Source organism: Acinetobacter sp. CIP 102136, assembly GCF_000369685.1.
GTDB lineage: Bacteria > Pseudomonadota > Gammaproteobacteria > Pseudomonadales > Moraxellaceae > Acinetobacter > Acinetobacter fasciculus.
Genome location: NZ_KB850141.1, coordinates 1 through 17,180, shown reverse-complemented (window position 1 = coordinate 17,180; position 17,180 = coordinate 1). Strand labels below are relative to the sequence as shown.

16 protein-coding genes are annotated in these 17,180 nt (G+C 45.0%); 13 read left to right on the top strand and 3 right to left on the bottom strand.

Annotation, left to right across the window (positions count from 1 at the left end):
• Window positions 1–162: 162 nt before the first annotated feature.
• The 8 genes from F893_RS02965 (at window position 163) to F893_RS02930 (ending at window position 8,134) form a co-directional block, all read left to right on the top strand.
• The gene (locus F893_RS02965) at window positions 163–549 is read left to right on the top strand and encodes an RcnB family protein (RefSeq protein ID WP_005250179.1); all 387 of its coding nucleotides are present in this window, start codon (window positions 163–165) and stop codon (window positions 547–549) included.
• Between the two features lie 132 nt (window positions 550–681).
• Window positions 682–2,025: an amino-acid N-acetyltransferase gene (gene argA, locus F893_RS02960; RefSeq protein WP_005250177.1), complete on the top strand. Its 1,344-nt coding sequence runs from the start codon at window positions 682–684 to the stop codon at window positions 2,023–2,025.
• A gap of 333 nt (window positions 2,026–2,358) precedes the next feature.
• Entirely contained in the window at window positions 2,359–3,315 is a 957-nt protein-coding gene (locus tag F893_RS02955) for a sulfonate ABC transporter substrate-binding protein (protein WP_005250176.1), read from the top strand.
• Between the two features lie 24 nt (window positions 3,316–3,339).
• Window positions 3,340–4,335: an aliphatic sulfonate ABC transporter substrate-binding protein gene (locus F893_RS02950; RefSeq protein ID WP_005250174.1), complete on the top strand. Its 996-nt coding sequence runs from the start codon at window positions 3,340–3,342 to the stop codon at window positions 4,333–4,335.
• Window positions 4,336–4,371: 36 nt separating this feature from the next.
• The gene (gene ssuD / locus F893_RS02945) at window positions 4,372–5,547 is read left to right on the top strand and encodes an FMNH2-dependent alkanesulfonate monooxygenase (RefSeq protein ID WP_005250172.1); all 1,176 of its coding nucleotides are present in this window, start codon (window positions 4,372–4,374) and stop codon (window positions 5,545–5,547) included.
• Window positions 5,547–6,362, top strand: coding sequence for an aliphatic sulfonate ABC transporter permease SsuC (gene ssuC, locus F893_RS02940; RefSeq protein WP_005250170.1), 816 nt, complete (start codon window positions 5,547–5,549; stop codon window positions 6,360–6,362). The genes ssuD and ssuC overlap by 1 nt, the downstream gene beginning before the upstream one ends.
• Window positions 6,363–6,443: 81 nt before the next feature.
• The gene (locus F893_RS02935; protein ID WP_392389743.1) at window positions 6,444–7,190 is read left to right on the top strand and encodes an ABC transporter ATP-binding protein; all 747 of its coding nucleotides are present in this window, start codon (window positions 6,444–6,446) and stop codon (window positions 7,188–7,190) included.
• 323 nt (window positions 7,191–7,513) lie between these two features.
• A complete protein-coding gene (locus F893_RS02930; protein WP_004281222.1) occupies window positions 7,514–8,134 on the top strand; it encodes a TetR family transcriptional regulator C-terminal domain-containing protein in 621 nt (206 codons plus the stop codon).
• Window positions 8,135–8,200: 66 nt separating this feature from the next.
• Here the strand turns inward: F893_RS02930 and F893_RS02925 are convergent, their stop codons facing one another.
• Window positions 8,201–8,764, bottom strand: coding sequence for a 5'-methylthioadenosine/S-adenosylhomocysteine nucleosidase family protein (locus tag F893_RS02925; RefSeq protein WP_005105280.1), 564 nt, complete (start codon window positions 8,762–8,764; stop codon window positions 8,201–8,203).
• Between the two features lie 231 nt (window positions 8,765–8,995).
• On the opposite strand from F893_RS02925, the gene ribF reads away from it, so the two are divergent.
• The 5 genes from ribF to F893_RS02900 all read left to right on the top strand — a co-directional run bounded on the left by ribF (window position 8,996) and on the right by F893_RS02900 (window position 14,594).
• Window positions 8,996–9,997: a bifunctional riboflavin kinase/FAD synthetase gene (gene ribF / locus F893_RS02920; RefSeq protein WP_005250164.1), complete on the top strand. Its 1,002-nt coding sequence runs from the start codon at window positions 8,996–8,998 to the stop codon at window positions 9,995–9,997.
• Window positions 9,998–10,061: 64 nt separating this feature from the next.
• Window positions 10,062–12,908 carry an isoleucine--tRNA ligase gene (ileS, locus tag F893_RS02915; RefSeq protein WP_005250162.1) on the top strand — a complete coding sequence of 949 codons (2,847 nt, stop codon included), beginning with the start codon at window positions 10,062–10,064 and terminating at the stop codon, window positions 12,906–12,908.
• On the top strand, window positions 12,901–13,440 hold the full coding sequence (lspA, locus tag F893_RS02910; protein ID WP_005105275.1) for a signal peptidase II: 540 nt from the start codon (window positions 12,901–12,903) through the stop codon (window positions 13,438–13,440). Before ileS ends, lspA begins: the two co-directional genes overlap by 8 nt.
• The gene (locus F893_RS02905; protein WP_005105274.1) at window positions 13,433–13,915 is read left to right on the top strand and encodes an FKBP-type peptidyl-prolyl cis-trans isomerase; all 483 of its coding nucleotides are present in this window, start codon (window positions 13,433–13,435) and stop codon (window positions 13,913–13,915) included. The genes lspA and F893_RS02905 overlap by 8 nt, the downstream gene beginning before the upstream one ends.
• Before the next feature lie 136 nt (window positions 13,916–14,051).
• The gene (locus F893_RS02900) at window positions 14,052–14,594 is read left to right on the top strand and encodes an NADPH-dependent FMN reductase (RefSeq protein ID WP_004281216.1); all 543 of its coding nucleotides are present in this window, start codon (window positions 14,052–14,054) and stop codon (window positions 14,592–14,594) included.
• Between the two features lie 268 nt (window positions 14,595–14,862).
• On the opposite strand, the gene F893_RS02895 is transcribed toward F893_RS02900, so the two are convergent.
• Both F893_RS02895 and F893_RS02890 read right to left on the bottom strand, forming a co-directional pair.
• The gene (locus tag F893_RS02895) at window positions 14,863–15,258 is read right to left on the bottom strand and encodes a tautomerase family protein (protein WP_005250160.1); all 396 of its coding nucleotides are present in this window, start codon (window positions 15,256–15,258) and stop codon (window positions 14,863–14,865) included.
• A 460-nt stretch (window positions 15,259–15,718) separates the two neighbouring features.
• Window positions 15,719–16,891, bottom strand: coding sequence for a PQQ-dependent sugar dehydrogenase (locus tag F893_RS02890; protein WP_005250159.1), 1,173 nt, complete (start codon window positions 16,889–16,891; stop codon window positions 15,719–15,721).
• Between the last annotated feature and the right edge of the window lie 289 nt (window positions 16,892–17,180).

The window sequence follows — 17,180 nt, the reverse complement described above, 5'->3', positions numbered from 1 at the left end:
ATCCGCAAATCTTGCGGCTTATCCAGCTTTTAGACTGCATGACTTATCTACTAAATTTCTTCATGAATTTAACAATTTAACTAAATTGTACTCACGCTTTCTATGTACTTGTTCGCTAATTTAGTCTTATCGAAATTAGATATACATCTTAAGGTGAGAGCCATGAAAAAAGTCTTAACTACAATCGCGTTATCTCTAAGTGCTTTGTTAGCTACTTCTGCAATGGCAGCACCACAGCATGACTCGCGTTATGACTATAATCCACATAAATCGGCACCACACTGGAATGCCAAAGATAGCAAGAAATGGAATGACGACCGTCGCTGGAATGATGACCGCCGTCATAACAACCGTATGGTCAATCCAAGCCGTGACTGGCGCGTAGGACAAACTTTACCTCGTCAATATGACAACAACCGTTTTGAAGTGAGTGATCGCGAAGCACGCCGTTTACCAAATACCGGTCGTTTCCAGCAATGGTACAAAGTCAACAATGACTACGTTCTGGTGAATGAACGTACCAACAAAATTGTACGCATCATGAACTAAGCTTTCTCCATTACTGCTCGTCTTGCAGACACCTGAAGGGGACTTCAGGTGTTTTTTTATATCTGCGCTTCCACTTGCGTTTTTTTTCATTAGAATCAAAGCTGGATCTTCAATCATTGAAATGGGCTCAGCATGACTTCAGCAGAAACGTCACAAAGCACAACCTTGCAATATGTGCACTGGTTTCGCCATTCTGCGCCTTATATCAATGCGCACCGCAACAAAACCTTTGTAATCATGTTTGATGGCGAAGCCGTCTTAAATGATAACTTTCAGCATATTATTCACGATATTGCTTTATTACATTCTTTGGGCATTCGGCTGATTCTGGTACATGGTGCACGTCCGCAAATTAACCAGAATCTGTCTCAAAGCCAGATTACGACGCCTTTTTACCAGCAGCGTCGGGTCACCACACGTGAATCTTTAAGCTGCGTGATGAATGCCGTCGGTTCGATCCGCCTGCAAATTGAAGCACTGCTGTCGATGGGACTGGCCAACTCGCCGATGTATGGCGCCCGGATTGATACCGTTTCAGGAAATTTTGTCACTGCCAAGCCGTATGGCATTCGCGACGGTATCGATTTCCAGCTGACCGGTGAAGTTCGTGCGGTCGATACTGACGCGATTCAGCGTCATCTGGATAGCCATAATATTGTGATGCTTGGCCCGACCGGTTATTCCACTACCGGAGAAGTCTTTAATCTGCTGGCTGAAGAAGTCGCGACCAAAACTGCGATTCGCCTCAAGGCAGATAAACTGATTTTTCTCGGTAAGCAGCATGGCCTGATGGACAGTAATGGCCAGCTCAAACGTGAAGTGACCCCACAACAGCTGGATGATTTTATTCCGATAGAACAAGATGCACTGGAAAGAGGACTACAATTGAAAGCTGCACAAGAAGCCTCAATGAACGGCGTACATCGGGTGCATCTGATTTCTTATGCCTATGATGGTGCCCTGCTGGAAGAACTGTTCACCCGCGATGGTTCCGGCACTCTGGTCACCGATGCACATTATGAAGAAGTGCGGATGGCCGATATTCAGGATGTAGGGGGTCTGATCGGTTTGCTGCGTCCACTGGAAGAAGAAGGCATTCTGGTCTATCGTTCGCGTGAACGTCTGGAAAATGAAATCAACCAGTTTGCCGTAATCGAACGGGACGGCATGATCCTGGCCTGTGCCGCCCTCTATCCGATTCCGACCACTGGTGATGAGTTGCGTTCTGCAGAAATTGCCTGTGTTGCGGTACATCCAAGTTATCGCAAGTCTAATCGGGGTAGCCAGATTCTGCATTATCTTGAAGAAAAAGCCAAAAGCATGCAGATTCAGCAGCTGTTTATTCTAACCACCCGCACCGCGCACTGGTTTCTGGAACAGGGCTTTGAACCGGCTTCAGTCGATGATCTGCCGGATGCCCGTCAGGCTTTTTATAATTATCAACGTAATTCAATTGTTTGCAAAAAGTCACTTTAAAGTGGCTTTTACTTTCAGTGCTTTAGCTTAATTTTAGATAAAGATATCTGGCAATCTCGATTTAAATTTTAAAATTCTATTACTCGTTTTTAGCTAAACATATCAACAGATCAGATTTAAAAAAATAACTATAAATTTCATAAGTTTGATTAATTTAAATATTAAATCTTCATTTTTATATAAATCACTTTTTCGCATAAGTTTTGCGCTTTTTTATTTATCTTTTTTCTTCATTAGAAATTCCTGAATAGTTATTTTTTTAGAAAAACAAAAACGATTAGCGTGTGTCTAAGTTTTCATTCACTAGTTTTTCACTTTCGGGAGTTTTGATTCATGCGCCAATCTCATGTTCAGTTTTTAGCAAAGACTGCAGTACTTGGTACTGCGATGGTGGGTGTCATGATGCTTTCAGGCTGCTCGAAAAAAGAAGAGACCATTACCCTGAATATCGGTTTCCAAAAATACGGCGTATTACCTATTTTAAAAGAACGCGGTACGCTGGAAACCAGCTTAAAACAGCAAGGGGTCAATGTGAAATGGGTAGAATTTCCGGCTGGCCCGCAATTGCTTGAAGGCCTGAATGTCGGCAGCATCTCTTTTGGTGAAGCCGGTGAAGCACCGCCGATTTTTGCCCAAGCGGCCAACTCAAATCTGGTCTATGTGGCCAATCAGCCGCAAGCACCTAAGGCCGAAGCCCTGATTGTACCGAAAGATTCACCAATCCAGTCTATTCAGGATCTGAAAGGCAAACGGGTAGCCCTGAACAAAGGTTCAAATGTGCATTACCTGCTGTTGAAAGTTCTGGAAGCCAACAAGCTGACACTCGGTGATATTGAAGTGATTTATCTACCACCTTCCGATGCACGTGCTGCATTTGAACGTGGTGCAGTTGATGCCTGGGTCATCTGGGATCCGTTCTTTGCAGCTGCTGAACATCAGATTGGTGCACGTGTCATTGCCAGCGGTGAAAATGTGGTGAGCAACCACCAATTCTATCTGGCAGATCGCAAGTTCGCAGAAAGCCATCCTCAGGTGGTACAGGCGGTTGTCAATGAACTAAACCTGACCACGGACTGGGTCGCAAAAAATCAGGACGCTGCCGCTCAGCTCCTGCAAAAACCGACAGGTCTAGCCGTCGATGTCTTAAAAACCTCTATTTCACGCATGGGCTTCGGTGTTAAACCCCTCACGACTGACGTGATTCAAAAACAGCAACAGGTCGCCGATGCGTTTTATGCGCAGCAGCTGATTCCACAAAAGCTGAATATTGATGCAGCAATTATTAAATAACAGCAGAATAATTCGAGAATAAAGATGAGTCATTTAAAAACAGTTTCTTATATCAGTTTAGCGTTATTGAGCTTTAGTCTGACTGGCTGTCAGAAACAGGAAGCACAGCAAAAGACTGCTGCAGACACCAAAGCAACACAACCGGTAAAAACCATTGCGATTGGCTTTCAGAAATCAGCCTTGAATCTGCTGGTGGCACGCGATGAAAAGCTATTAGAACAACAATTCCCGAATGCCAAAATTGAATGGAAAGAGTTTCCGGCAGGTCCACAAATGCTGGAAGCCTTAGCGGTCGGTGCAGTGGATTATGGCTATGTGGGAAATACTCCGCCTATTTTTGCACAGGCGGCAGACAAAGCCCTGAGCTACGTGGCCTTTGAAAAAGTGGCGGGAAATTCTTTGGCCGTGGTCGTGCCGAAAGACAGTGCCATTCAAAATATTCAACAATTGAAAGGAAAACGGATCGCGGTGCAGAAAGGTTCAAGTGCCCATGAACTTCTGGCCAAAACCCTGGAAAAAGCCGGATTAAGCTGGTCAGAGATTCAAGCCGTCTGGCTTCCCCCTGCGGATGCACGTGCTGCTTTTGACAAAAAAGCCATTGATGCCTGGACAATCTGGGATCCCTTCCTGGGTGCAGCCGAGTTCGACAGCAAGGTTAAGGTGCTGATTGAATCTAGTGACTTTCCACAAACCTACTCCTTTTATATCGGCAATCCCGAATTTATTCAGAAGCATCCGGATAGCCCCGGGAAGTTTATCCAGGCTTTAAATGCATCTGACCAGTGGATTCTTAAAAACCAGGCTGTAGCTCTAGATATTTATCAGAAAAGTACCGGTCTGAAACCGGATGTAGCGAAGATTGCATTTGAGCGTCGTCTTAAACCTTCGCCGGTACAACCATTAACGACGGAAGTGATCAAAGCTCAACAGAATATTGCCGATCTCTTCCAGCAGGTTCAACTGATTCCCAAAACCATCAGCGTCCAGCAACAGATCTGGTCGCCAGCGGCCACACATTGATGAGCAAACAAGATCATTTAATTTAAGGAATATTATATGAAAATTTTCTGGTTTATCCCCACTCATGGCGACAGTCGTTACTTAGGCACCAGCAAGGGCGCACGTGTTGTAGATCATGCCTACATGAAGCAGATTGCCGTTGCCGTGGATAATCTTGGTTATGAAGGTGTCCTGATTCCGACTGGCCGTTCTTGTGAAGATCCATGGTTAACTGCAGCCAGCCTGATTGATGCGACCAAAAAATTAAAATTCCTGGTGGCATTGCGTCCAGGCGTGACCACGCCGGCACTGGCTGCACGTATGGCCGCGACCTTTGACCGCTTGTCTAATGGCCGAGTACTGCTGAATCTGGTGACTGGCGGTGACGAGCAGGAGCTAAAAGGTGATGGCGTCTATGAAGATCACACAACCCGTTATAAAACGGCGACCGAATACACCACCATCTGGCGTGAAATTTTAAAACGCTCACATACCGGTGAAAGCTTTAGTTTCTATGGCGAACGCTTAAGTGTCGATGATGCAAAATTGCTGTATCCACCCATTCAGCAGCCGCATCCGCCTTTATGGTTTGGTGGCTCATCGGATGATGCCATTGAGCTGGCCACGGATCAGGTCGATACTTACTTGACCTGGGGCGAGCCACCGGCAGCAGTCAAAGAAAAAATTGCAGTGGTAAAAGCCAAGGCTGCAGCTAAAGGTCGTGAACTGAATTACGGGATCCGTTTACACGTGATCGTACGCGAAACCAATGAGCAGGCCTGGGCGGCGACTGAAGAACTGATTCAATATGTGGATGATGCCACTATCGCTGCAGCCCAAGCCAAGTTCAAATCCATGGACTCGGTCGGTCAGCGCCGTATGGCAGAACTGCACAATGGCGATCGCAGCAAACTCGAAGTTTCTCCAAACCTCTGGGCAGGTGTGGGTCTGGTTCGTGGTGGTGCAGGTACGGCACTGGTCGGCGATCCGGAAACTGTCGCTGCACGTATCCAGGAATATGCCGATCTGGGGATCAGCACCTTTATTTTCTCAGGCTATCCACATCTGGAAGAATCCATCCGTTTTGCAGAACTGGTATTCCCTTTACTTCCACTGGAAACCCAGCAAAAACTCACTCAACCAAACTTGACCGGTCCATTTGGTGAAATCGTGGCGAACAACTACACACCGGACGAGAACAAGCAGGCTGAGAAAATTAAGGAGTCTGCTTAATGTCAAAAGTCGTTTCAGTTGAAACCCTGACCCCAAAGCAGGTTTCACGTGGAACAATTCTGGGGCAGCATCTGCTGCCTTGGCTGGTTCCAATTTTTTTAATTGCGATCTGGCAGATTGCCTCTAGCACTGGTCTGCTGGAAAGCCGGATTTTGCCTGCACCGAGTGCTGTGGTTTTAGCCTTCTGGAATTTATTGCTCAGCGGTGAACTGTGGACGCATGTGCAAGTCAGTGCGGGGCGTGCCATCAGCGGCTTACTGGTGGGTGGTGGTTTGGGCCTATTGCTGGGCCTGTTAAATGGTTCATCCAAAACCGCCTCTACCCTGCTCGACACTACCTTGCAGATGATCCGCAATATTCCTGCACTGGCACTGATCCCCCTCGTCATCTTATGGTTCGGGATTGATGAATCCTCCAAATTGTTTCTGGTGGCGATTGGTGTATTTTTCCCAATTTATATCAATACCTATCACGGCATCCGCTCGGTCGATCCACAATTAATCGAGATGGGAAAAAGCTATGGTTTAAGCCGCTGGCAGCTTTATAGAGAAATTATTCTGCCGGGTGCGATGCCGTCGATTCTGGTCGGCCTGCGTTTTTCTCTGGGTCTGGTCTGGGTACTGTTAATCGTTGCCGAAACTATTTCTGCCCAGTCCGGTATTGGATATATGACCATGAATGCACGTGAATTTTTACAAACTGACGTGGTTCTGGTAGGTATTTTACTGTATGCCCTACTCGGCAAACTGGCCGATGTTCTGGCAGTAGCTTTAGAACGATTCCTGCTGCGCTGGCATGCCGGCTATCAAAAATAAAGAATAAATGAGGAGCATGTGATGACTGATCTCAGTTTAGGACGTCATGCCAATGACCCGAGTGCACCACTCGAACCACCTATGGCAGATATCAATCCTGCTGCAGTGCTCGGTGCCGAAATTATCATTGAACAGCTGCACAAGTTTTACGGTTCGGTCAAGGTTCTGGAGGATCTGGACCTGCATATCCAGCCGGGTGAATTTCTGGCAATTGTCGGTCGCAGTGGTTGTGGTAAGAGTACTTTATTGCGCCTGATTGCCGATCTGGAACAGCAAAGTTACGGCGAAATCAAGTTCAAATCAGCCCGAAATATTCGTGAAGGCATTACTGTCGATGATATCCGGGTGATGTTTCAGGACCCTCGCCTGCTGCCTTGGCGCAGCATCGAACAGAATGTGCAACTCGGTTTACCAAAGGCGCAGCATGCCAAAGCCTCTCAAATGCTGGAAAAAGTTGGCCTCAAAGAAAAAGCCGGACTGTGGCCTTCACAACTTTCCGGAGGACAGCGGCAACGTACCGCCTTGGCGCGAGCGTTGTCGCATCAACCTCGTATTCTGCTGCTTGATGAACCGCTCGGCGCCCTGGATGCCCTGACACGTCTGGAAATGCAAAACCTGATTGAGCGTCTCTGGACCGAGCAAGGCTTTACCGCCATTCTGGTCACACATGATGTCAGTGAAGCCGTACAACTGGCAGACCGGATTATCTTGCTGGACAAAGGCCATATTGCCAAAGAATTTCGGGTCGACTTACCTCGTCCCCGGCAAAAAAGTGTGACATTTGCAGAACTGGAACAGCAGGTCTTGCAGGCAGTTTTAGCGACCTGAATACTCAATCAAACCCAAAATCGAGCATGGTTTTGGGTCTTATTCTTATAAAAAATACTTTTATCTCAATAAGAGGACATTTTTATCAGATTCATTTCAGCATGATTCCTCTCTTCCATTGATGAAGAAAAAAGATGAATAAATGAAGTATTTTCAGAAACTTGAATTTTTCTCCCGGTGTAGATGCATTTAGCCTGTTTTAAATATTGATCTAGAGAATAAATCATCATTATTCAAAAAATTAGCCTGTGACTGTGTGCACAAATCTGATGATTTGCCGTACAATTGAGGATTCCCTTTTTCATTGTTTTTTATATTTGCTAATGGAACAAAAAAAGAGTACTCAAAAACGCAATCAGCTGCTAAATGCTGCACTAGACGTATTTTCCCTATATGGTTTTAATGGGGCAAGTCTGGATGAAATCGCACAAATTGCAGAAATGCATAAGTCGAATATTTTCTATTATTATGAAAATAAAGAAGCCCTGTATGTCGAGGTATTAACCACCGTTCTACAAAAATGGCTGGCGCCTTTACAAACCCTGGAAGCTGAACTTGAACCTGAAGAAGCGATCACCAATTATTTGATGCAAAAAATTGAAGTGTCGCGTACCCAGCCTAAAGCATCCCGTTTATTTGCTTTAGAGGTGATTCAAGGTGCACCGCATATTCTGGAAATTTTAAAAGGTCCGCTAAAAAAACTGGTCAAGCGTAAAGCCAAAGTGATTTCCAACTGGCAGGAGCAAGGCAAGATTTCTGCAGATATTGATCCTGAGTTACTGATTCTGAATATTTGGGCGATTACCCAGAACTATGCAGACTTTGCCACTCAAATGGAAATGGTCACGGGTAAAACTTTGCGTAACCGCAGCATGCAGCAACGCATTATCCAGCATACGGTACACATGATGTTATACGGCGTGATTCCACGTACGGATAAATAAGCAAGCGCTTCTGATTGGCACACGACCATAGCTGCTATGGTCGCCGAGCAAACTTGACCTTCCTGTTTATTTTACCATTTGATATAAATCTAATAATTTTTTCGCACCCAATAACAGATTTTCTTCCCAATCCAGATGCGCAGTCTCATTGGCTCCATCACTAATGTATTTCACTGAAATCAGCCGAACGCCCAGCTTTTTACAGACTTTTGCCAAAGCATAGCCTTCCATATCCACCAGATTACACGCCACTTTTGAAATACCGGTTTCAAAGCTGTCGCCTGTCCCACAAATTCCTTTCGGCAAATGGTCAAAGAAAGAATCCAGCTCAATCGCACCCGGGAAATGCTGATCCATCGGGGTCATGCCGACCTCAAAGCCGAGGGGCGACACATCCATATCACGCTGTACAAATTGCGTGACTTCGACCAGTTCATGCGCATCGAAATGCGAACTCCCCGCGCTCCCCAAATTCAGCAAGGTACTGCAACCGGTATTCTGAATCACCTCAAAAGCTTTAAAAGCCGCATTGACTTTACCAATCCCGCTGTAATGTACCTGAATGCCTTCTGCTTCAAATAAGCCTTTGGATTCATTGGGTAGAGCCATGATGAGCGCCAAATCGGACATTCGAAATACCTGATATCAAGAAAAACCCTGATATTAGAAAACAAAAGCGGCTGAATGAAAAGCACCAGTGCTCTGATCAGACATGATCAATGTGTACAAAAACAAAACTGCTCAATGCTAAGGAAGATGAATTTTCAAGAAAAATATTGCATAAAAACACAACAGCAAGACGAAAGCGCGAGATTATGGCAATATATAGCCTCTCGATATTTCTAAGCACTTGATTTGCCCATGCAGCTGCTCCGTCTAAATGCTTTAGCCTCTCATTCTGAATTACCCAAAACTGCCGTGACGATCGGTAATTTTGACGGCGTGCATTTAGGCCATCAGGCGATGATCCGTCAGCTGCAACAGGTGGCTGAAGCACAGGGTTTAAAATCTGTAGTGATGATTTTCGAGCCGCAACCACTTGAATACTTTCAAGGTTATGATGCCCCACCGCGTATTTCATCGTTGCGTGAAAAAGTTGAATACCTGACTGAGCTGGGTGTGGACTATATCGCGGTGGCGAAATTTGACAATACTTTCCGCAGCCTGACTGCAGAAGCCTTTGCCGACATTTTAAAAGAAAAACTGAATGCCCGGCATCTGGTCTTAGGCGATGATTTTCACTTTGGTAAAAACCGCCAAGGCAACAGCGAATTCCTGCGCAATTACGGCTTTGAAGTGACCAATTTAAATACCATTGCTCTAGATGGTGAACGGGTCAGTTCCACCCGGATTCGCCAGACCTTGCAAGCTGGTGATTTAGCCTTGGCCGCACAATTGCTGGGTCGTCCCTATAGCATTACCGGGCGGGTGCAATATGGTGATCAGATTGGTCGAACTATTGATTTCCCCACCATTAATGTACGGCTTAACCGTCATAAGCCCTGCCTCAAAGGAATTTATGGGGTTGAAGTCATTTGCGAAACCCAATCCTTAAAAGACAAAGTAAAATCCGACTCTGCAACACAAACCGGTATTGCGGGTTATGACCCGACTGCCCTGTTTGGGGCCGGTCATGTCGGCACACGTCCAGCCATCAAACAAGCACATCCAGAGTGGCGATTAGAAGTACATTTTCCAGATGTTTCTGCTAATCTGTATGGCCTGTTGATGCGGGTGACGTTCTTAAACTACTTACATGGCGAAAAGGACTATCCTTCGCTTGAAGCGCTAAAAGCCGGAATTGATGATGATGTCGAGAAACTGCTTGAGTTTCGTCGAAATCACCCCACATTTCCCTTTTAATATCCCATATTTTTATTGTAAAACGTGTCAGTGACATAACTGATTAGATTGGAAGACGACTTGCATGAGCGATAAGCAAACTCCTGAAAATGCAGTGGACTATAAAGCCACGCTAAACCTCCCAGGTACTGACTTTGCAATGAAAGCAAATTTGGCAGTACGTGAAGCGAAATGGTTAGAAGAGTGGTATGCCGACAACATTTATCAGCAGATTCGTGAATCGCGTATTGGCAAGAAAAAATACGTGCTTCATGACGGCCCTCCTTATGCCAATGGTCAAATTCATTTGGGTCATGCGGTCAACAAAGTACTCAAAGACATCATTATCAAAAGCCGTGTCATGGATGGCTTTGATGCACCGTATGTACCGGGCTGGGACTGTCACGGTTTGCCAATCGAACTCAAAGTCGAAGAAAAAGTCGGTAAAGTCGGCGTAAAAGTGGATGCATCTACCTTCCGTAAAGCCTGCCGTGAATATGCCTACACCCAAGTTGAGCTTCAAAAGAAAGACTTCGTACGTATGGGCGTATTCGGGGATTGGGACAATCCTTACTTAACGATGAACTTCAAACAAGAAGCTGACATCGTACGTTCATTGGGTGCAATCGCGAAAGCAGGTCATATCGAGCCAGGTCTGAAACCAGTCAACTGGTGTTTAGACTGTGGTTCATCACTCGCTGAAGCTGAAGTTGAATACGAAGATAAAAAATCTGACGCAATTGACGTCGGTTTCACGGTTGTAGACCTTGCTGATTTATCTGCACGTGTCGGCGTAGAAATCGCTGATCGTACGGATATCGTGATTTGGACAACAACGCCTTGGACCATGCCTGCCAACCAAGCGGTTGCATTACACGCTGAACTTGAATACCAACTGGTGAAAGCAATTGGTGAAGACAAAGCATCACAAAACTTCATCCTTGCGAAATCATTGGTTGAGTCTGCAACTCAGCGTTATGGCTTTACTGCATTTGAAGTGCTTGCTGAATTCACAGGTGCAAAACTTGAGAATTTAGTTCTTCAACATCCTTTAATTGCTGAACGCCAAGTGCCAGTGATCTTGGGTGAACACGTCACCGATGCTAGCGGTACAGGTGCAGTACATACCGCACCGGGCCACGGTGTGGACGACTATAAAGTTGGTTTACAGTACAACTTAAAAGTAGAAAACCCAGTCGGCGGTAATGGTGTGTATTTACCGACTTCGCCAATCTTCCCGGGCGAGCACATCTACAAAGCCAATCCAAAAATCATTGCAGCATTGACTGAAGCGACCAAGCTTTGGGCACACGTGGTGATCAAGCATAGCTACCCGCATTGCTGGCGCCATAAAACCCCGATTATCTTCCGTGCGACCCCACAATGGTTCATCAGCATGGATGCCAAAGGTCTACGTCAAAATGCCTTGAATGCGATTGAAAACGATATCAGCTTTGTACCGGACTGGGGTAAAAACCGGATTCAGGCGATGATTGAAGGTCGTCCAGATTGGTGTATTTCACGTCAACGTACTTGGGGCGTGCCAATTCCGTTCTTCGTACATAAAGACACCAATGAATTGCATCCGCGTACGCCTGAACTGATCGAAGAAGTCGCGAAACTGATCGAGCAAGAAGGTATTGATGGCTGGTACAACCGTAATGCATCTGAGTTCATCGGTGCGGATGCTGAGCAATACAATGCAGTACGTGACACGCTAGACGTTTGGTTCGACTCAGGTACAACGCACTATGCCGTACTACGTGAACGTGAAGAATTGACTGATCCTGCTGATTTGTACCTTGAAGGTTCAGACCAGCACCGTGGCTGGTTCCAGTCGTCGTTATTGACCTCGATTGCGATTAACGAACGTGCGCCATATAAAGGTCTATTGACCCACGGTTTCGTGGTCGATGAAAAAGGCCGCAAGATGTCCAAGTCGATCGGTAACGTCATCACGCCGCAAGACATCATTAAAGATATGGGTGCAGATGGCTTACGCTTCTGGATCGCATCGGCAGATTACCGTTATGAAATGACCGCAGGTAAAGAAATCTTTAGCCGTGCCTCTGATGGTTACCGTCGTATCCGTAACACGCTTCGTTTCTTGTTGGCGAACCTGAATGGCTTCAAACCTTCGACAGATGCCCTGCCTGTGGATCAATTGATCGCGCTTGATCAATACATCTTGCAACGTGCATCTGAAGTGCAAGAAACCATTAAGAAAGCATACGAAGATATGAACTTTCATATCGTCACCACTGCTTTAACGAATTTCTGTATCAACGACTTAGGTGGTTTCTACTTAGACATCATCAAAGACCGTCAATACACCACCAAAGCGGATTCACAAGCACGTCACTCTGCACAAACTGCGTTGTATCACTTGGTACAAGCATTCGTGCGTTGGATGTCACCAATCTTGAGCTTCACTGCACAAGAAGCTTGGCCGTTAATCCCTGAGCAATCAGAGAAATACGTGTTCACGGCTGAATGGTATGATATTCCTGTGGCTTCAACTGCAAATGTAGTATCTGAAGCTGAATGGCAAACGCTCATTGCTGTGAAATCTGCAGTAAACAAATTCATTGAAACTGCACGTACAGCAAAAACTGTCGGTTCTAACTTGTCTGCCAAAGTTGAACTTTGGGCAAATGCTGAATTAAAAGCAGTGCTAGATAAGTTAAGTGATGAGCTTCGTTTCGTCCTGATTACGTCACAAGTGATCGTGAATGAATTTGATGCAGCACAAGGTGAAGCCTCTGATCTTGAAGGCTTGAATGTGAAAGTTTCAGCAGCTGATGGCGAAAAATGCGTACGTTGCTGGCATGTATTACCAGATGTAAATACACATTCTGCACATCCTGGTCTATGCGGTCGTTGTATTATCAACCTTCCTACAGGCCAAGGCGAAGAGAGAAAATATGCCTAATACCCACAGCAAAAAGGGCTTATTCCAGTTCTATCCACATAATTTATGGTGGGTTGGGCTGGCCATTCTGGCGATCATTCTGGATCAATGGACCAAATGGATTGCAGTGACAAATCTGAACTATGCAGATCCTGTTCCTGTGCTGCCCTTTTTAAATTGGACACTGCTACATAACTATGGCGCTGCCTTTAGTTTTCTGTCCGATGCTGGTGGTTGGCAACGCTATTTCTTTACTTCACTGGCAGGTTTAGTGTCTGTAATCTTCGTGTTTTGGCTGATGCGTATGCCAAAAGACATGAAAATTTTACCGCTGGCAATTGCCCTGATTCTGGGTGGTGCCATCGGTAATTTAATCGACCGGGTCAGCCTCGGCTATGTAGTCGATTTTATTCATGTGTATTACCAGAACAGCCACTTTCCTGCTTTCAATATCGCAGACAGTGCCATTACTGTAGGCACTATTCTGATGCTGATTGATACCTTTTTCTTAGAAAAACATCGAATTCAACGGGCGCAAGCACAACATGACTGATTTTATTCATCCTAACGAAGAAACCCGGGTTGCAGACGGTTCTAAAGTCGAGCTGCACTTTTCTGTCGCAATCGAAAATGGCGTGGAAATTGACAATACCCGTAGCCGTGAAGAACCGGTCAGCCTGGTGATTGGCGATGGCAACCTACTGCCTGGTTTTGAAAAAGCACTGATTGGCTTACGTGCCGGTGACCGTCGCACGGTCAGCCTGCCACCAGAAGATGCTTTTGGGCCATGGAATCCAGAAAACATCCAGAAATTTGACACGGTAAAATTTGGAGAACGTCCGATCGAAGGTCACATGATCGAGTTTGAAGACAAAGCCAAAGCGACCTTGTATGGCGTGGTGAGATCGGTGAATGATGACATCACTGAAGTGGACTTTAACCATCCATTGGCAGGCAAAAACATCACTTTTGAAGTGGAAATCTTTAAAGTGACACCTGCGGGTCAGCAAGGTATTAAACTGATGTAAAACATCAGCTAATTGACTGATTTTGAAAAAGCTCCTTCGGGAGCTTTTTTATTTTCCGGATACAAATCATCTCTAGTCACCTCTCTGAAATCTGATTAATTTAATTTGATGATCAGACCCGAAGAAAGGATGAAACATGAAAATTTATATTGTGGTTGGAAGTGTGCGTGAGGGACGTACCGCGATTAAAGTGGCACACTGGGTACTGCAGGAAATTAAAAGTTATGCCTTTAGCACTTTAGAAACTGAAATTGTCGATCTAAAAGAATGGGATCTTCCGCTATTTTCTGGGGCTCATCCGCCATTGACCGGAATTTATGATCAACCCAAACAGCAAGACTGGGCCGACAAGATTGCGCTTGGCGATGCCTTTATTTTTGTCACGCCTGAATACAATCATGGCTATAGCCCTGCCCTGAAAAATGCCTTGGATTATCTCGGCAAGGAATGGCAAGGCAAACCGGCAGCTTATATTGGTTATGGTGCGACCAACGGCTCACGTTCAATTGACCAGATTCGTCAAGTCGGCACTCAACTTGGACTGGTGGATACCAATGCCGTGATTGAAATCCGGGACATCTTTGCGCGCAACAAAGATTATTCCTTCCAAGGCAATGAATTTGATAATAAAAACTTAAAAGCTGTGGTAGATAGACTGATTCAATATGTCAGTGCTTAATGTGGACGACAGTCCTGTACGTTTTAGCCTACATGCAGCGCAGAGTTTAGCCGCTATGCGGTCGTTTTATGCGAGGCTATAGTGAGTACATAGACAGACAGGAAGTCTGCAAAGCGATACGACAACAATAAAAAGCGCCAATCAACAGGACGTTGACAGATTAGACAGGAGTCAGATCTGAGAAGCAAATCCAGAAAAGTCTCGACAGGATGTTGAGGCTTTTTTGTTTTTAAACTTTAGATGTAACGTGAATACTAATCGGGATACATCAGACATCAACCTTAAACCCGAGATCAACATCACAGGCCGCTTGTCCTCCCCGTATCCCCCAATTTTCCAATGCACTTTCTCTCAGATGAATCAGAATATGATCTGCGGGAATACCGATTTCCACGAGACTTTTGACCATCTGCTTATACAAATTGCACTTGGTCTCCAGACTGCGGCCAGCAAAACAGTCAATACTGATCAAGGTGAAATATTCAGGTTTAGCTAAATGGCTCATATACTGAAAACGATGCGCTTCATGCACGACCAGACGAATATTACGATCATATTCAGGCAGCTGAAAGGCGGTTTGTACACAATGAAATACGTTGTTGAGCAATTGTTTCTCAACTGCTTGAGGATATTGTTGCCGAACTTCAATTTGAATCGTAGGCATAGGAGTTTCCTTTTTATTATTTTAGCGACGTTTTATTTAAATCAGTTGATGTATATCAAAAGAGTATTCTCTCGCTAAAATGCAGCAAAATCATCACCGCAGTTTATGATTTGGTCAAAAGATCATATTGAAACAGTATTTTTGAATTTATCTTTTTAAAATTCGGCTGTCGGCTTTGACCTACAATCTATGCAGCTAAACTGCCCTATTGCGCTGCGTCGCTTCAGGCTATATTCAGATCATACCAAGACAGGAAGTCTTGTAAGAAAAATAAAAAAAATCACGTAGCAGGATGCTGATCGGTATAACAGACATTATACCTTTAACAGAATATGAAAAGGCCTTCACAGGATGTAGAGGCCTTTTTCTTTCATGTCAGCATCAGCTTAAAAATCCTTTTATCCAGATGGTTAGCTTATTCAATACTTCATATTTAGATAAGCAACCTAAAAGCAGATGATTAAGGTGCTGTCATTTTTAACAAACCTGCTCGCGGACCATCTTGAATCACCCACAGTGAACCATCCTGTGCCTGAGCAACCCCGCGAATCCGCTCTTTCATATCCAGACGTTGAACTTCTTTCACTGGAACCTGGGTGGTATCCACAATCACAATCGCCTTAGAAGACAGACCGGTAGCAATCGCTTTATTTTTCCATTTCGGAAAGACATTAGCAGTATAAAATATTAAATCTGAAGGAGAAATTACCGGAGTCCAATTCAGTGCCGGGGCCTCAAATTCAGGTCGGGTACTGTGGTCAGGAATCGGCTTACCGTCATAATGATCGCCATTGGATACCAGTGGATAACCATAATTTTTAGCTTTGACAATCTTGTTCAGTTCATCGCCGCCTTTCGGTCCCATTTCGATCACCCAAAGCTGCCCTTTCGGATCAAAAGCCATGCCTAGAGGATTACGGTGTCCAAGACTCCAGACCTGCTGGGCAATTTTACCCTGAGTCATAAACGGATTATCGGCAGGGATTGAGCCATCATCATTCAGGCGAATAATCTTACCGGCATTAGATTGCATGTCCTGTGCAGGGTTGAATTGCTGACGTTCTCCTGAACTGATCCATAACTTACCATCCGACCCGAATACAATCCGATGGGCATAATGTCCCTGGCCTGAAAATTTCGGCACTTGCGTCCAGATCCGTTCAATCTGTTTCAGTTGGGGGGTAGACTGGCTCAAATCAAGTTTGCCACGAACGACCACAGCACCATATCCACCTTGACCCTTTTCAGCATAACTCAGATATACCCATCGATTCTTTGCAAAATCTGGATGTAAAGCAACTTCACCTAAGCCGCCTTGGCCCCCATACGCAACCTGGGGTATACCTTTCACCTCGATTTTTTTCTTGGTTTTTGGATCAAAGAGCTGCAATTTTCCTTTGCGCTCAGTAATCAATAGTCGGCCATCATTTAAAGTAGTAATCGCCCACGGCTCATTAAATTGAGCCACCTGTTCAACCTTATATTTTTGCATGCTTAAAGAGACTGCATCCGATTTGGCAGCTGATGTAGATGCGTCTTGAATACTTCTAGAAGATGAATTCTCTGCATGACAGGCAGTAAATGCTAAAGCACAACAACTGAGTAGAATTTTTATTTTAAATTGCGACAACATCCTCTTCTCCATACTGATTTATTGTTCAAATTAACATCAAGATACAGAGTTTCTGGTCTAAATTCAGCATAGAAAAGTAAATAGATATATTTTAAAAATTATAAATAGAATTTCTCTTAATAAAGAATTAGTGTCTAAGCTTTCGACTAAATCCCGCGCATAAAAAAACACCCCCAACCGTTTGGTTGGGGGTGTTTAGGAATAATGAGCTGGCGATGACTTACTCTCACATGGGTAACCCCACACTACCATCAGCGCTAAGAGGTTTCACTTCTGAGTTCGGGAAGGG

Bases quoted from the DNA above. Each gene is read 5' to 3' on its own strand.
- F893_RS02965 (WP_005250179.1), top strand. From the start codon at position 163: ATGAAAAAAGTCTTAACTACAATCGCGTTATCTCTAAGTGCTTTGTTA.
- argA (WP_005250177.1), top strand. From the start codon at position 682: ATGACTTCAGCAGAAACGTCACAAAGCACAACCTTGCAATATGTGCAC.
- F893_RS02955 (WP_005250176.1), top strand. From the start codon at position 2,359: ATGCGCCAATCTCATGTTCAGTTTTTAGCAAAGACTGCAGTACTTGGT.
- F893_RS02950 (WP_005250174.1), top strand. From the start codon at position 3,340: ATGAGTCATTTAAAAACAGTTTCTTATATCAGTTTAGCGTTATTGAGC.
- ssuD (WP_005250172.1), top strand. From the start codon at position 4,372: ATGAAAATTTTCTGGTTTATCCCCACTCATGGCGACAGTCGTTACTTA.
- ssuC (WP_005250170.1), top strand. From the start codon at position 5,547: ATGTCAAAAGTCGTTTCAGTTGAAACCCTGACCCCAAAGCAGGTTTCA.
- F893_RS02935 (WP_392389743.1), top strand. From the start codon at position 6,444: ATGGCAGATATCAATCCTGCTGCAGTGCTCGGTGCCGAAATTATCATT.
- F893_RS02930 (WP_004281222.1), top strand. From the start codon at position 7,514: ATGGAACAAAAAAAGAGTACTCAAAAACGCAATCAGCTGCTAAATGCT.
- F893_RS02925 (WP_005105280.1), bottom strand. From the start codon at position 8,764: ATGTCCGATTTGGCGCTCATCATGGCTCTACCCAATGAATCCAAAGGC.
- ribF (WP_005250164.1), top strand. From the start codon at position 8,996: ATGCAGCTGCTCCGTCTAAATGCTTTAGCCTCTCATTCTGAATTACCC.
- ileS (WP_005250162.1), top strand. From the start codon at position 10,062: ATGAGCGATAAGCAAACTCCTGAAAATGCAGTGGACTATAAAGCCACG.
- lspA (WP_005105275.1), top strand. From the start codon at position 12,901: ATGCCTAATACCCACAGCAAAAAGGGCTTATTCCAGTTCTATCCACAT.
- F893_RS02905 (WP_005105274.1), top strand. From the start codon at position 13,433: ATGACTGATTTTATTCATCCTAACGAAGAAACCCGGGTTGCAGACGGT.
- F893_RS02900 (WP_004281216.1), top strand. From the start codon at position 14,052: ATGAAAATTTATATTGTGGTTGGAAGTGTGCGTGAGGGACGTACCGCG.
- F893_RS02895 (WP_005250160.1), bottom strand. From the start codon at position 15,258: ATGCCTACGATTCAAATTGAAGTTCGGCAACAATATCCTCAAGCAGTT.
- F893_RS02890 (WP_005250159.1), bottom strand. From the start codon at position 16,891: ATGTTGTCGCAATTTAAAATAAAAATTCTACTCAGTTGTTGTGCTTTA.